Source organism: Candidatus Microbacterium phytovorans (assembly GCA_029202445.1).
Lineage (GTDB): Bacteria > Actinomycetota > Actinomycetes > Actinomycetales > Microbacteriaceae > Microbacterium > Microbacterium phytovorans.
Map to the genome: position 1 here is coordinate 2,320,835 of CP119321.1, position 14,160 is coordinate 2,334,994.

At 68.2% G+C, this 14,160-nt stretch carries 15 protein-coding genes; 5 read left to right on the forward strand and 10 right to left on the reverse strand.

Annotated elements, in window-relative coordinates:
* Positions 1-53: 53 nt before the first annotated feature.
* The 3 genes from P0Y48_11035 to P0Y48_11045 form a co-directional block, all read right to left on the reverse strand.
* Complete coding sequence (locus tag P0Y48_11035) at positions 54-1,124, reverse strand: ABC transporter permease (GenBank protein WEK12992.1); 1,071 nt, start codon at positions 1,122-1,124, stop codon at positions 54-56.
* Entirely contained in the window at positions 1,121-2,590 is a 1,470-nt protein-coding gene (locus tag P0Y48_11040; GenBank protein ID WEK12993.1) for a sugar ABC transporter ATP-binding protein, read from the reverse strand. The genes P0Y48_11035 and P0Y48_11040 overlap by 4 nt, the downstream gene beginning before the upstream one ends.
* A gap of 98 nt (positions 2,591-2,688) precedes the next feature.
* Entirely contained in the window at positions 2,689-3,663 is a 975-nt protein-coding gene (locus tag P0Y48_11045; protein ID WEK12994.1) for a sugar ABC transporter substrate-binding protein, read from the reverse strand.
* A 376-nt stretch (positions 3,664-4,039) separates the two neighbouring features.
* Here P0Y48_11045 and P0Y48_11050 point away from each other — a divergent pair, with 376 nt between their 5' ends.
* Both P0Y48_11050 and P0Y48_11055 read left to right on the forward strand, forming a co-directional pair.
* Positions 4,040-4,765 carry a hypothetical protein gene (locus P0Y48_11050; protein WEK12995.1) on the forward strand — a complete coding sequence of 242 codons (726 nt, stop codon included), beginning with the start codon at positions 4,040-4,042 and terminating at the stop codon, positions 4,763-4,765.
* A 799-nt stretch (positions 4,766-5,564) separates the two neighbouring features.
* Positions 5,565-5,993 carry a hypothetical protein gene (locus P0Y48_11055; GenBank protein WEK12996.1) on the forward strand — a complete coding sequence of 143 codons (429 nt, stop codon included), beginning with the start codon at positions 5,565-5,567 and terminating at the stop codon, positions 5,991-5,993.
* Positions 5,994-6,091: 98 nt separating this feature from the next.
* Here the strand turns inward: P0Y48_11055 and P0Y48_11060 are convergent, their stop codons facing one another.
* From P0Y48_11060 to P0Y48_11085, 6 genes are all read right to left on the reverse strand, one after another.
* Entirely contained in the window at positions 6,092-6,718 is a 627-nt protein-coding gene (locus P0Y48_11060; protein ID WEK12997.1) for a hypothetical protein, read from the reverse strand.
* Positions 6,715-7,587, reverse strand: coding sequence for a hypothetical protein (locus P0Y48_11065; GenBank protein WEK12998.1), 873 nt, complete (start codon positions 7,585-7,587; stop codon positions 6,715-6,717). Before P0Y48_11065 ends, P0Y48_11060 begins: the two co-directional genes overlap by 4 nt.
* Positions 7,588-7,991: 404 nt before the next feature.
* Complete coding sequence (locus tag P0Y48_11070; protein WEK12999.1) at positions 7,992-8,756, reverse strand: ATP-binding cassette domain-containing protein; 765 nt, start codon at positions 8,754-8,756, stop codon at positions 7,992-7,994.
* A gap of 226 nt (positions 8,757-8,982) precedes the next feature.
* Complete coding sequence (locus P0Y48_11075) at positions 8,983-9,693, reverse strand: hypothetical protein (GenBank protein ID WEK13000.1); 711 nt, start codon at positions 9,691-9,693, stop codon at positions 8,983-8,985.
* A gap of 345 nt (positions 9,694-10,038) precedes the next feature.
* Complete coding sequence (locus P0Y48_11080) at positions 10,039-10,809, reverse strand: GntR family transcriptional regulator (GenBank protein WEK13001.1); 771 nt, start codon at positions 10,807-10,809, stop codon at positions 10,039-10,041.
* Positions 10,810-10,913: 104 nt separating this feature from the next.
* Positions 10,914-11,789, reverse strand: coding sequence for a zinc-ribbon domain-containing protein (locus P0Y48_11085; GenBank protein ID WEK13002.1), 876 nt, complete (start codon positions 11,787-11,789; stop codon positions 10,914-10,916).
* 93 nt (positions 11,790-11,882) lie between these two features.
* On the opposite strand from P0Y48_11085, the gene P0Y48_11090 reads away from it, so the two are divergent.
* From P0Y48_11090 to P0Y48_11100, 3 genes are all read left to right on the forward strand, one after another.
* On the forward strand, positions 11,883-12,389 hold the full coding sequence (locus P0Y48_11090) for a glutathione peroxidase (GenBank protein ID WEK13003.1): 507 nt from the start codon (positions 11,883-11,885) through the stop codon (positions 12,387-12,389).
* The gene (locus tag P0Y48_11095) at positions 12,386-12,859 is read left to right on the forward strand and encodes a MarR family transcriptional regulator (GenBank protein ID WEK13004.1); all 474 of its coding nucleotides are present in this window, start codon (positions 12,386-12,388) and stop codon (positions 12,857-12,859) included. The genes P0Y48_11090 and P0Y48_11095 overlap by 4 nt, the downstream gene beginning before the upstream one ends.
* A gap of 74 nt (positions 12,860-12,933) precedes the next feature.
* Positions 12,934-13,542, forward strand: a complete 609-nt coding sequence (locus P0Y48_11100) for a dihydrofolate reductase family protein (GenBank protein WEK13005.1) — start codon at positions 12,934-12,936, stop codon at positions 13,540-13,542.
* 7 nt (positions 13,543-13,549) lie between these two features.
* On the opposite strand, the gene P0Y48_11105 is transcribed toward P0Y48_11100, so the two are convergent.
* Positions 13,550-14,104: a TetR family transcriptional regulator gene (locus P0Y48_11105; protein WEK13006.1), complete on the reverse strand. Its 555-nt coding sequence runs from the start codon at positions 14,102-14,104 to the stop codon at positions 13,550-13,552.
* Positions 14,105-14,160: the final 56 nt, after the last annotated feature.

Sequence of the window (14,160 nt, forward strand, 5' to 3'; positions counted from 1 at the left end):
CGGGGTGGGTCCTTGTGGTTCTCGGGGCGGGTGACGACGGAGGCGACGCGGGATCAGCTGCGCGCCGGCGCCGCGGCGTCGGCCGGTGCGTCTGTGTCAGTGGAAGCGTCGGTGTCGGCATCCTGGGGCTCGGGCGTCTTCTGCGCCGTGCGCTGTTTCGCGAGGCTGTTCCAGGCGGACTTCAGCACCCGCTGCAGGGTCTCGTCGAGCGAGATCGCGACCACCAGCGTGAGGCCGACGATCATCGTCTGCAGGAACTGGCTGACGCCGAGGATCACGAGGCCGTTGCGCAGCACACCGACGAACAGCAGACCGGCGATGACGCCGCTGATGCGTCCCGCGCCGCCCGCGACGGCGACGCCGCCCAGCAGCACCACCGTCAGCGCGCTGAACTCGAGCCCCTGACCGGTCGTGGGCGACCCGGCCTGCAGCTTGAGGGTCATGAGCGCGCCGGCGAAGGCGGCGGCGACCCCGGTCAGCACGAACAGCCGCAGCCGCACGGAGCGCACGTTGATGCCCATGAGGAACGCGGCGCGCTGGTTGCCGCCCGCGGCGAGCAGCTGGCGGCCGAACGGACGGTAGTTGAGCACCCACCACGCGGCGACCGTGACGATCAGCAGGAGCAGCATCGGGAGCGGGACGACGCCGAAGAGCGCGAACCCGGCCACGGCACGGGAGTCGGCGGGAAGGCCCGTGATGGTGCGGCCGTTCGTGAGGAACAGCGCGAGCCCCGCCCAGACGTTCAGGAGACCGAGGGTGACGACGAGCGGGTTCAGGCGCAGGTGTTCGACCAGGATGCCGGTGACCAGCCCCGTCACGACGCCGGCGGCGGTCCCGGCGAGGATGCCGAGCCAGATGCTGCCGCTGCCGGTCGCCACCATGCCGCACACGACCGACCCGAGGCTCGCGACCGAGCCGACCGACAGGTCGATCGATCCGCTCATGACGAGGTACGCGAGCGGGATGGCGATGATCCCGACCTCCGCCATCGACAGGACGATGGTGATGAGGTTGCCGGGCTGGACGAAGCGGGGGTTCAGCATCGTGAAGACGATCACGAGGAGGATCAGCGCGACGATCGCGCCGTTCTTGGCGAGCAGGATCTTCAACTGGGTGACGTTCATGCGAGTACGCCCTTCGTGGGGATGAGGTCGAGGAGGGTCTGCAGCAGGGCCGCGTCGAAGTCGGGAGTGCGGTCCAGTTCGGCGATGCCGCCGCCGGAGAGCACGTAGCTGCGGTCGCAGAGGCCGGCGATCTCGTCGCTCTCCGCGCTCGCGACGAGCACCGTGGCCCCGTCGGCCGCCGCCTGCCGCACTGCGCGGCGGATGTCGGCCTTCGCCCCGACGTCGACGCCCTGGGTGGGCTGCGCGAGCAGAAGCACCTTCGGCGCCGCGGGGTACAGCCACGCGGCGAGGAGGTGCTTCTGCCGGTTGCCGCCGGAGAACGCGGAGATGGGCGAGTCGGCGCCGGGACCGAGGATGCCGAGGCGTCGGCGCGCGTCGGCGTAGCCGTCGTGGCGGGTGCGCTGCGTGGGAGCGACCTTCGCGCCGTTCACGCGACGCCCGCGCCACGGCAGGTAGACGTTGTCGCGCGCGGACAGCCCCGCGATGAGGCCGTCGCGGTCGCGGTCGGCGACGACGAGGTGCACGCCCTGGCGGATCGCTTCGAGAGGCGTGCGGGCACGGTAGGGGGATCCGTCGAGCATGGCCGTCACCCCGCCGGCGCCGTGGAGGGCGTTGAGCAGTTCGAACTGCTCCCCCGCCGCAACGCCGAAGAGCCCGACGACCTCGCCGGCCCGGAAGGTCATGGGATGCGGGGAGGTGATCTCCAGCACGGGCGACCCGACGACGGCGGCGACGTGCTCGGCCTCCTCGAGGTCGGGCACGAGCGCGGTGGCGAGGGCTCCGGCGGTGAGGCCCGTCACGGCGTGTTCGCCCGCGACGCGACCTTCGCGGAGGATCGCGACACGGTCGCACACCTCGATGATGTCGGGGAGACGGTGGGAGACGTAGATCACGGTGGTGCCCGATGCCGCCAGCCGGCGGATGAGGCCGTGGAGCGCGTCGGTCTCGGCCTGGCCGAGCGCCGCCGTCGGCTCGTCGAGGAGGAGCACCTTCATCGCGCCGTGCAGCAGGCCGCGGGCGAGGTCGACCACCTGACGCTGCCCCAGTTCGAGGCTCGACACCATCGTGTCGAGGGTGAGATCCTCGCCGCCGACCTCGACCAGCGCAGCGCGCGCGGCATCCCGGTCGGCCTTCGCGCGGCCCGTGCGGTCACGGCCGAGGTAGAGGTTGTCGAGCACCGTGAGGTTGCCCACGAGCGCGGGCGTCTGGTGGATCACCGTAATGCCGAGCTCGGCGGCCTGCCGCGGGGTGTCGGCGGAGACCTGCTCGCCGTCGACCAGCATCCGGCCCCCCGTCGCGCGCACGGCGCCCGTGGCGACGTTGACGAGGGTCGACTTCCCCGCGCCGTTGTGGCCGAGGAGACCGACGATCTCACCGGGGGCGAACGCCAGGTGGACGCCGTCGAGAGCGCGGGTGACGCCGAAGTCGACGGTCACGTCGTCGAAGGCGAGGCGGGGAGTGGTCATGCGCGGCTCCTCTGGGTGAAACGGGCGGATCGTGCGGGGAGGGAGCCGGGGATGCCGCGGCGGGCGGCACCCCCGGCGGTGGAGGTGTGTGCCAGGGGTCAGCCGACGTAGTAGTCGTCGGCATCCTCGGCGGTCACCAGCACACCCGGCACGACGATGTCGCTCGTCTCCTTGCCCTCGGCGCCGTCGATGAGCAGCTTCGCGTTGGCTTCGGCGAGCGCCTGGGCGGGCACCACGAGCGAGGTGCGGTAGATCGAGTTCTCGATCTTGATGAGGTCGAGCGTCTCGTTGGTCGCGTCGCGGCTGGCGAGGTAGAAGTTCGGGTCGTCCTCGGCCACGCCCTCCTCGATGAGCGCCTGGTAGACGCCGAGGATCGTGTCGTTCGACGCGCCGAGCCACACGTGGCTCTCGGGGTCGGCCGTCATCTGTGCCTTCGTGATGTTGTAGCCGTCTTCCCGGGTGATCGCGGTCTGCTCGACGATCGACGCGTCGGGCATCACCGACGTGAAGCCCTCCGTCAGGCCGTCCATCGCGTCGGCGCTGAAGTCGCTGTCGCGGCTCCCGACGATCACGACGGTGAGGTCGTCGTCGGCACCGGCGGCCTGCAGCTCGGTGGCCGCGTTGGCGGCCAGTTCGAAGCCGCCGTCGTAGGAGTCGACGACCGTCGTGCCCGACGTGCCTTCCCAGCCGACGAGGTAGCCGAAGACGGGGATGCCGGCGGCCTCCGCCTGCTGGGTGACGGGCACCATGGCATCCGGGGTCACGGGGTACCCGGCGATGGCCTTCACGTCGCCGCGGTTGATCCAGGCCTGCCAGCTGGAGACCTGGCGGTTGACGTCCCACTGCGGGTCGTCGGTGAGGAACTCGTAGCCGGCCGCCTCCACGATCGGACGCATGATCTCCAGCTGGTCGTTCCAGATGGTGATGTCGGCGCCGGCGAAGCCCATCGCGACGGCACCCTTCGACTCGGGGGCCTCGCCGGTGCCGGCATCGGCGGTGGTGCAGGCGGTCAGGCTCAGCGCGGCGATGGCGACGCCGGCGGCCAGGATCCGCTTGGTGACAGTGCTGTTCACGCGAAACTCCTCGGAAGTGATGGCTGCTCGGGTGGGGCAGCTCGGGACGACTCTTCGAGGTCAAGGTTCGTCGTGGACCATTTCTGGTCCGGCGGACGACTGTGAACGCCGTGTAAAAGATGGGCCCGTCAGGCGGGGCAACCATTTCTGGTCGTGACATGCGCGCCCTGCATGATGCAGAGGGCGATCGAAACCGTCGCCGCCAACGGGGCAACGCGCAGCACTTGCTCTCGCTGCCTTCAGACGGGGCGACTCCACGAGTTGAACGAGATCCTTTCTTCGGATCGTGCCGTCGGCGACTCCGCTGTCTAGAGGAGAACCTGCAGTCCCACCATCCGCCTTATCTGAGTGAGCGCTCGGTTGCTATGGCCCTCGCATGGGTGACAACACAGCTCACGACCTGGCCGACCTGTTGGAGTCTTGGACCATCAAGGACGGCACCCCGATTCAGGCCCGCGGAGGCACCGGGTCCGGGAATCTCGTGTTCTGGCGAGAGCAGGCTCGGGCAGTCGAGCAGATCAGGGCGCTCGACGAGGCCGCTGAACGGCTAGCCGGCACACGAGGCAACTTCTTTAAGGCGGCAGCTGAACAGTGGTACCGAGCGGCCTTCTCCTTTGCGCACCCGTGGAACAACAAGGGCAACGTCGGGGCTCCCCCGCCCGAGGCGACCGCGATGCTGCGCAGTCTGGGGGTTTCGTTGGAGATGGCCTCCAGCACTCGACCTCCCCTCCTCCCGGCGCAGGCGCGCGAAATGAGCGACGTCATCGACGAGGCCGTCAAGCTCCTACGCGAAACCGAAGACGTTAGCGAGCCCGAACGTCTTTACGTGTTCGAGATGCTGACGGCCACACGCCGGCTTCTCGAGGAGCGTGACCTCGTTGATCATGTCGATCTGCAGCGGCACATCGATCAGTTGCTCGGTACCCTGACTCGACTCGCTGCGACATTCCAGGAAGCGGAAAGTCCAGAAACGGCGTCCAAGTTCAGCGACTTGGCCCGCAGGTTCTACACCGCCAGCCGTTCGGTGGTCTATGACCTCGCTGCGGTGGCCGCGATAGCGTCGGCCTCAACGGACGTCATCAACGCGATCACCAGCAGCTGAAGGGTCGCAGGACCAAGGCGGCGCCGGCGGCCCGAAAATAGAAGCACCCCTCCGGCAGGTTTTGGAAGCCTTGACGAAGGGGTGACATGTACGGTCTGTCGTTTTCCGGAACCCGATTGATCGCACTCAGTGGGCAAACGGGCTTGGTCCATCTGGAACTGTCATCCCCTGGGCTTGAACTGCGGCTCCCCCTGGGAGTGGACTCCAGCTTCTTCCGAAGCATCGGCCCCAAGGAATCGATTCCCGACTCACGCACGCGACCGTGGTGGTCGCCTACAGGTACACTGTATCACAGGATACAGTCTGAGCCCCTACCCACCCGTTTACTGGCCCTGTATACTAGCCTTAACTGGACCCCTATAGAGGTACTTCTTCACATCGCTGCTCAGTACAGACGCCAGTCTATCCACGCTCGGCGATTTCGACAAATGAAATGGAGTCATCGATGGATATCGAGGAGCCTCGGACTGCCGTCGAGAGCGTTCGACGCGATGCACTCCCCCTGCGACGCAGCTTCGTTCAGCGCACAGACGGTGTTGACGAGCTCACGCCAATGGCGAGCCTGCTCCGAACGACCGGAGACACTGGGGGGCGCGGCGGGGCGCTACGGCTGACCCTTTTGATGAGTCTGATCTGGGTCGCGGCTCGCCCTCCCTACTCGACGAGCCGGGTGGCCCCGTTTTGGGCAGAGCTGCTAGGCCACCCGGAGCCGCGAGGCGAGGGCGCTCGAACTATTCGAGACTGCCTCGCAGAACTCGAAGAACGCGGTTTCATCCGAACGCTCCGCGAGGGGCCGAAAGTGACCATCGTCCTCCTGGAAGAAGGCGCCACGGCTAGCGGTGTCCAGCGCAAGTTCTATCGTCCCCCTTACGAGAAGGGAGAGGCGTACATTCAGGTGCCGCGATCGTTCTGGTCGACTGGGCTTGTAGGAAGACTGACGGGCGCCGGCGTATCGATGTATCTGGTCGCTCTCGCACTTACACGCCACGATCAGCCTCGCTTCTACTTAACAGGCGAGTTCTTCGACAGCCACTTCGGCATCTCGCGATCGAGCCGAAAGCGAGGGCTAAAAGAACTCCAGGAAGAAGGCGTGCTCAGCGTTGAGAGCGTCGAGAGCATCGACTTCACCACGATGAAGAACCGTCGCCGTAACGTCTACACGATCGAGGGCGACTTCAAGCAGCCGGCGGCGTGGACCGGTGACGAACAACCCGCGACGTCCAACTAAGACACGGACGGGGTGCGCAGTTGCGGTCGCCCTGGCGCTGACGCCTCAGCGGTGAAGACCATCAGCCACTGCTGAGTGAACCTTGCTGATGCCGTCCGTCACGGTACGCGGACGGCATCAGCCAATCCTCGGGTCGGGACGGTGAGGCTGGCGACACCGGCGACCCAGATCATGATCGCCCAGGCGAGCGCGTTCGCGGAGGCGTCCGGCTGCGTGGTGAGCGTGAAGAGACCCACCGGATCCGTCCACGGGCGCGACACCATCTGCGGCGGCAGAACGACCCAGATAACCGCCACTGCCCACCCCATGCGTGGCCCCAGCGCGCGATAGCCGATCAGCGATGCGCCGGTCAGCGCTATCGCGTTTCGCCACAGTGAGATTCCGGCCTGATTCTGTGCCACGTCATCCGCGGAGGGAAGGCTGAGCGCGCTGAGCCCGAGCACGACGAGAAGTGCACAGGTGAGCGAAACGGCGTGGATGACGTCCCATCGAGCGATGTTGCGTGCGGCAAGCCGTTCCTGACCGGCGAGCGAGGACGAGAGAGACGCGGCGATGGATATCGCCGGAACGACCGGGATCGCCATGGCAACGAGGATCTTGGCCCCGTCTGCCGATATGCCGATGGCCGTAGATGCGCAGGCCGCCACGAGGACGGCTGCGGCGAGCATGACGCCCAGATTGAGCCCCCAGCGTCGGGTCCTTGCGAACAACCGCACGCCGGTCACGGCAGGTCGTCCAGGCTGAGCGCGCACGTGAGGTAGGCGCGCTCGTGATCGCGCAGCCATCTGTTACCCGACTCCGCGCTCAGGACGCTGAGAGCCTTCCACTCTCGCCCTGCGGGCGTCGCGGGGTCGAGTTCTGCAGGGTCGTAGTCGTCGAAGCCCGACAGCCACGTGTCGACGATGATGGTGGCCATGAGCGTGTCGTACGGCACATGCTCCAGGTCGCACGCGGCGAAGCCTCCGTACTTCTCGACGTAGCGGCCCACGGTCTGATCGAGGCCCTCAGCATCGACCCCTTCGATGTAGATGCTGCGTGCCCCCGGGGCTGGGAGGTCGCCCACTCCCTCCACGTTCTGTTCGACTCGTGTGGCCAGCAGACTCGTGCCGGCGGCCTTCGCGTACAGTGCGTCGAATCTGCCGCGCAGCCCCTCCAACCCCTCCTGGTAGCCGCGATTCACACAGATCTCAGGAGCTTCGCCAGCGCACACGAAGTCGCGAGGGTTGTAGCCCGCGACGTACTGACCGTTGGTGCCGACGACGACACTGCCGGCGAGGCATCCTGTGACGACGGCAGCCGTGGCAGCGAGGACGTGCCACCTCTCCCGCGGAAAGTGCGTGCATCTCGCCGCGAGAAGCAGAAGCGCGGAGACTGCGAGGAAGAAGGCTGACTGCCCCCACATCGTCGCCGTGATGTAGCGCGCGAATTCGGTGTCGCGGTTCGCGATCGCGGGGAACAGACTGCGGAACCCGTAAGGCAGCGGTGCGCTCTGAACGAGAACGAAGAGTCCGAAGTACGCCAGAGCCGTACCGGGAGCAGTGAACCACCGCGAACCCACCAGGTGCCCGACCGTGTAGCCGAATGCGCAAGCCACGAACGTCGCGCTGGCTAGAGCCGATAGCCACGCCGGCGACGGCATCCCATAGGTTCCCGACACTGTGCCGTAGATGCTCAAGATCGATAGCGCGACGGGAAGGGAAGCGGCGATAGGTAGCACGGTTCCCCACACATTTCGAGCGAATACGGCGTCGACTCGCCGCGCTGCACCGGCCAGTCGCTCTCGGAGAGGAGTCACGGATCGGCTCGCGATCAGGGCGCAAGCCCCCGCGGCGAGCGGGCCCACGAGGAGGGTGGCTTGAGAGAGCCCGCTGACGAGATCCGGCCACAGATTGAGGTCGGCCCGTCGCGGCAGGAAGGAGGAGAAGACGAACAACGCGGATAGCAGCGCGCCGGCGACGAGCGCCGCAGCGTGCCGCCGCACCCAGCTACCAACAACGCTCACGAAAGCCGCTCGGCCCGCGCGGCAAGCACACGCAGGTAGCCCTCTTCCAAACGTGCGCGGAAGTCGCCTTCCTTACCGGAGGCATCGGCAAGCGAGGCGGGCGATCCGTCGAAAACGATGGCGCCCTCTGCGAGGACGAGGACGCGATCAGCGATCGCGGCGACATCGTCCGTGAGATGGGTGCTGAGGAGAAGGGCCCGGTCCCGGCGCATCGATGCCAACGCGCGCCGGAAAGCCGCACGTTGGGCTGGGTCCAGACCGACAGTCGGTTCGTCGAGGAGGACGAGATCGGGGTCGTTGACCAGAGCCTCGGCCAACCCCACGCGTTGACGCGTTCCCCCCGAGAGCCGAGCGACGAGCTCGCTTCTCTGGCCGAGAAGATCTACTCGCGCGAGCGACCGCGTCACACGATCCCTCAGAGCGGTTCGGTGCACGAGTTTCAGCCAACCCACATACGCGACGCTCTCCTCCACGGTAAAAGACGGAAAGTGTCGCCACTGCTGCGGCATGAACCCCAATCGGGAGTGAAACCAACGCTGGTCAACGCGCGATGCGGTGACGCTCCTGCCCGAAAGGGCGAGGGAGCCGTCCCTGACGCGGTGCGGCTGAGCCATGCCGTTCAAGAGTGTGCTCTTTCCCGCGCCGTTCGGACCGAGGAGAGCAGTGATCCCGCGCGTGAGCGTCAGGTTCAGGTCAGAGATGATCGTCCGGCGACCGTGCCGCAGCGAATAGTTCTCGATGGTGACGGTGAGTTCATCCACCGGCACAAGCTACTAGGGCCCCGACGCCCCTCTTTCCACGCAGGTCGCGACTGGATGGGGTACGGCCGGTGGTGGACCCGCCATTGTGGCCCAGCGGTCCATTCGCGGGCGGGTAAGACGGGGAAGCACCCCGGTCGTATTGCAGGTTGACGCTGCCGGTGCGAACGGTCGCGACCTGTCCGGCCTATCGGCGAGGTACCGGCGCTTCTTCTGCACTCCGCGCGCGCTATCCGTTGATACCGGCGAGCTGATCGAGGATCTGCTGAAAGGTGTTCTCGCCTCGGGGCCAGTCGCCCCACAAGACGTCGTACTGGTGGGCGACACCACTCACGTGGTTGCCGTCCGCGCGTTCGAGAATGAAGCCCTGAGGCAGCGGAGCGAGAAGCTGTTCGGCACTGGTCGCACCTTGGTCGACGACCTTGCAGCTGTACTTCTCATACTCGCTCGCGGACGCAGCGGCCACTGCCGCCACGATGACACGAGTCCCTACGGGGGCAGCCGCCTCCATCTCCTGCAAGGAGGGGTCGATATAGGAGGTGCCCTTCTCGAGAGGCACCTCCACACCGTCGGCATCGACGACGACCGCTCCTCGGCGTACCTCGACGAAGACGGAGACAGGGTTTCCGGTCCCAGCGAGGATCGTGTCGGTAGCGACTTCCACGACTGCGCGCTTTTCGAGCATGTCCCCACATTGAATCTGGCGACCCTCCGCCCAGGAGGTGATGCGGCCCGTGACTGCCGTCTCGGAAGCCTTCACAACTCCGAGCATCGACCCCTGGACGTCGTAGTCGTACTCCACGTCGCCGCGCAACGTCTCCCCATCGACTTCGCTCGCGGCGGTGGCAGGGTCACTCACTACTTCGGGCGCGGCGCACCCGCCCAGAACGATCGTGAGTGCGAGCGCGCCCCCGACGGCAAGGTACTGGCTTTTGCGCATTGCTGCCTCCCGATGGGTCTGGGCATCACACACTAGGTGCGCTTCCAGTGTCGCAACGCTCGACTTCGTCTCGAGTCGTGCCCTAGGTAGTAAGCCGGCACGTCCGGAGCCCTCGTGATGCAACTGAGCTTGCCGTTCACGGTCTCCTGACTCTGTCGATACGCTCAACTTCGTCTCGGGTCGTACCTGTTCGCTCCTCCAGCGGGGACGACCAGAGCCGTTCGTGCCCGGGAGAGCAGTGGCCTGGGGGTCCCTACCTGCATAGGTAAGTCGAAGAAGCATTCGCGTTGTATTGCAGGTCTACGCTGCCGCTTGCGCACCCGCGCAAACGCGCGCCACGCGATCTCAGTGCTCGCCGACGACGGTGCGCACGATGAGGCGGGTGAGCTCCGGGCGGAACAGATCGATGGATGCCTCGACGGGAGTGCCGTCGTCGCGGCGACTCACCCGACGCAGCGCCAGAACCGGTGCCCAGGGCTTCAGGTCGAGAAGGGTCGCGACCTGACGGGATGCCTCGACCACCTCCACCTGCTCCTCGGCGGTCGCGACGGTCACCCCGTACTGCGTGGCCAGGAGTGCGTAGAGCGAACCGATCGGGCTGTGGTCGAGCAGGTCGGGGAACAGCTCCGCGTCGAGGAACATGCGCTCGAGCGACAGCGGCTGCCCGTCGGCGAGCCGCAGGCGCAGGAGCGACACGACCGGTGCGCCGTCGCGCAGCCGCAGGGCCGCCGCGATGCCCGGCGAGGCCGGCTCGATCGACTCCGACAGCACGCGCGTGGTGGCTTCGAACCCCTGCTCGGCGAGCATCTGCGGGATGCCCTTGATGGCGTTGAGATCGCGTTCGAGCTTGCGTTCGTGCGCGTCGAACAGCGTCGGCGAGACGGGGGCGGCGTCGGTGACCGCCGTGATGAACGCCCCGCCGCCGCGCCCCGGCGACCGAACGACCGCTCCCTCGCTTTCGAGGATCTCCAGCGCCCGGCGCACCATGTTGCGGGAGACACCCAGCCGGTCGGCGAGGCCGCGTTCGGCGGGCAGCTTCTCGAGGCCCTGGGTGACGGCAACATCGACCATGCCGCGCAGCGCCTCGACGGCTCGGACCAGTTCGGGCGTCAGCATCGCGGCATCCCCCTCCCCGTCTCACCCGTTCCCTGGGATTAGACGGTAGGCGGTCGGCGTTTCACGCGTGTTTCTGCCCGCGGGGAGGCGGCACGCGCCGCGCGTCACACCAGGTAGGCGTCGACCATCAGTGGCCCGCGGATGTCGCGCAGCACATCGATGAGCCTCCCGAGAGCGCGCGCATTCCAGCCGGCGAGCTGCAGGTCGTGCGGGCCCAGCGGTTCGAGACGGCCGGTGCGCAGCCGCACCACTTCCCATCCGGCACCCCGGAGTGCACGGTCCTTCCTCCGGTCGGCGTCTTCGCGGCGGCCGACGTGCTCGAGGCCGTGCCTGCCGATCGTGTCGTACTCGATCGCGATCCGCAGTTCGGGAAGCAGGAGATCCGGCCACACCTCCAGGTGGGTGAAGAACGGACGAGCGACGCGGACGGCGTTGCGGCCCGGCGTGACGGCGACCCGCCCGAAGAGATCGGCGCGCAGGCGGTCTTCGACAGCGGATGCCGGTGCCGGCGCGCACTCGGAGACGAACGGGTCCCCAACCGGGAGCGCGGGCGTCTTGTCGCACAGGCTCACGGCACGCTTCGGCCGCCGGGCGCGCAGGAGACTCGCCTCCGTGACGAGGGGAGCCTCCGGGACGGGGACGGCATCCCTCATCGGGAGGGCGACGACACGACGCGGATTCGCCCGTTCGGCGCACTCCGGGCACCACCCGCTGCGGCGGCGCTCCCGCCCCGGCCGGGCCCGCTGCTCCTCCGGGGTGGCGGCGAACCGGTGACCGGCGTCGCACTCCCACAGCAGCAGCACGTCGGCCGCCGGGGGGATCTGCGAGAGGGTGATCCCCGCGTTGAGTTCGGGGTGGTACTGCCGGATGAGGGCGGGATACGCCGCCCACGCCTCGCGGTAGGTGCCGACGGCGTAGGGCTCGGCCACCCCCTTCGACCACTGTCGACGCGCCCACCACGCCTCGACCCGCTCCGCCATGGACCCGAGGGTAGGAGCGGCTACCGACATGCCGGCCCGCGGCATCCGAGGATTTATCTTGCATCCCCACTATTTGCGAGCGAGACTATTGGTATGGAACTCCAGGACATCCCCGTCACCACCCTCCGCGGCGAGCACACGACCTTCGGCGAGCTCACCGCCGGCCGCGCCGCCCTCGTCGTCAACGTCGCCTCCCGCTGCGGGCTCGCCCCCCAGTACGAGACGCTCGAAGCGCTGCACAAGAAGTACGCCGACCGCGGCTTCACGGTGATCGGCTTCCCCAGCAACCAGTTCCTGCAGGAGCTCGGCTCCGAGGAGAAGATCGCCGAGTACTGCTCGGCCACCTGGGGCGTGACGTTCCCGATGTCGGAGAAGGTCAAGCTCAACGGGAAGAAGGCCCACCCGCTCTACCAGGCGCTCACCACGGTGCCCGGCGCCGACGGCAAGGCCGGCGGCATCAGCTGGAACTTCGAGAAGTTCGTCATCAGCCCCACCGGCGACGTCGCGCGCTTCTCGCCGCGGACGCTGCCCGACGACCCCGCCGTGATCGCCGCGATCGAGGCGGCCCTGCCCTCGGCGGGCGACGCCGGCGACGCGTGACCGGCGACGCCGCGCCGGCGCTCGCGATCGAGCGGTCGCTGTGCCTGTCGCTGTACGCCGCCGCGAACGCGACCGTGCAGCTGTACCGCGACCTGCTCGCCCCCTGGGGGATCAGCTACCCGCAGATGCTCGTGCTCGCGGTGCTCGCCGAAGAGCCGCGCACGACGCCGGGCCGCATCGCCGAGGTGCTGATGCTGGATGCCAGCAGCGTCGCCGGCCTGTTGGGACGGCTGGAGGCGGCGGGCCTCGTGACCCGCGAGATCGACCCCGCCGATCGGCGGCGGATCGTCGTGACCGCCACCGACCGGGCCCAGGAGATCGCGGGCCACCACGACTGGCTGGAGCGGTGCATCGCCGACGCGATCGGGCTCGACCCCGACGCGGCGGCGGACCTCACGGCATCCCTCGGCCGGCTGCGCGCGTCGATGCTCGACTTCGACCGCGACGCCGCCGTCGCCGCCCTCGGCTGAGGCGCGACGGTCACCCCTCGAGCCGTGTCTGTGCCGTGCGGTACCGTGCGAGCGAACCGACGAAAGGCGCGAGGATGCCGGATACCACCTGTCACGTGTCGATGTCGCTCGACGGCTTCATCGCCGGGCCGGAGCAGTCGCTCGAGCAGCCGCTCGGCGCGCGGGGCATGGAGTTGCACCGCTGGCACCTCGGTGATCTGCGGGCGACGGCGGCGGATGCCGAGGCTTCCGCCTGGCTGGGCCGACCGCGCGGCGCGTACGTCATGGGCCGGAAAATGTTCGGACCCGTGCGCGGCGAGTGGAGTGAGGACTGGCGGGGATGGTGGGGCGACGAGCCTCCCTACCACGCACCCGTCTTCGTCCTCACGCACCATCCGCGTGAGGCGATCGAGATGGCCGGCGGCACGACCTTCCACTTCGTGACGGCGGGGTTCGACGCGGCATACGCGCGCGCCGTCGAGGCGGCGGACGACCGCGGCGTCGCCATCGCCGGCGGCGCATCCACCGTGCGACAGGCCCTCGCCGCCGGAGTGGTCGACGAGCTCACCCTCGACATCGCGCCGGTGCTGCTGGGGTCGGGCGAGCGCATCTTCGACGGCGACCCGACCTTCAATTTCGAGCCCGTCGAGGTGCTGCACTCCCCGCTCGCCACGCACGTGAAGTACCGGCGGATCGGGCGCTGAGCCTGCGCTACGCCGCCGGGTCGGGGGTGATGAGGCGCTGGAGTGCGGGCGCGTAGTGGGCGATGACGTCGGCGCGATCGGTGCGCGACAGGTTCTCGTCCTCGACGATCCACAGCGCGTACATGAGTCCGCCCACCATGGCGGCGACGAGCCGAGCGCGCAGCTCCGCATGCGGACCGCGGAGCACCTCGACCAGCGGCGCGACGAAGTTCTCCTCGTGCGCAGCACTCAGGGCCGAGCCGATGCGACCGGCATCGCTGCCGCGGATGAGCTCGAGGTAGACCGAGCGCAGCCGGTCGTCGGCATCCAGCACGTACTCGACGATCCGGGTGCCGAGGGTGTCCCAGGGTTCGTCGAAGCGCAGCGCGTCGCCGGGCAGCACCTGCATGGTGTGCAGGAACAGCTGCTCCTTCGAGCCGTAGTGGCGGATGACCATGGCGGGATCGGCGCCGGCTTCGCGAGCGATCCTCCGCACGGAGGTGGCAGCGTAGCCGTCCGTCGCGAAGAGGGATGCCGCGGCATCCGCGATCGCTTCGCGGGTCTTGCCCTTCGCACCGCCCATGACCACCTCCTCCCCCGAGTATGCCAACTCGGGGGACCCGTCTCGCACACAAGTCA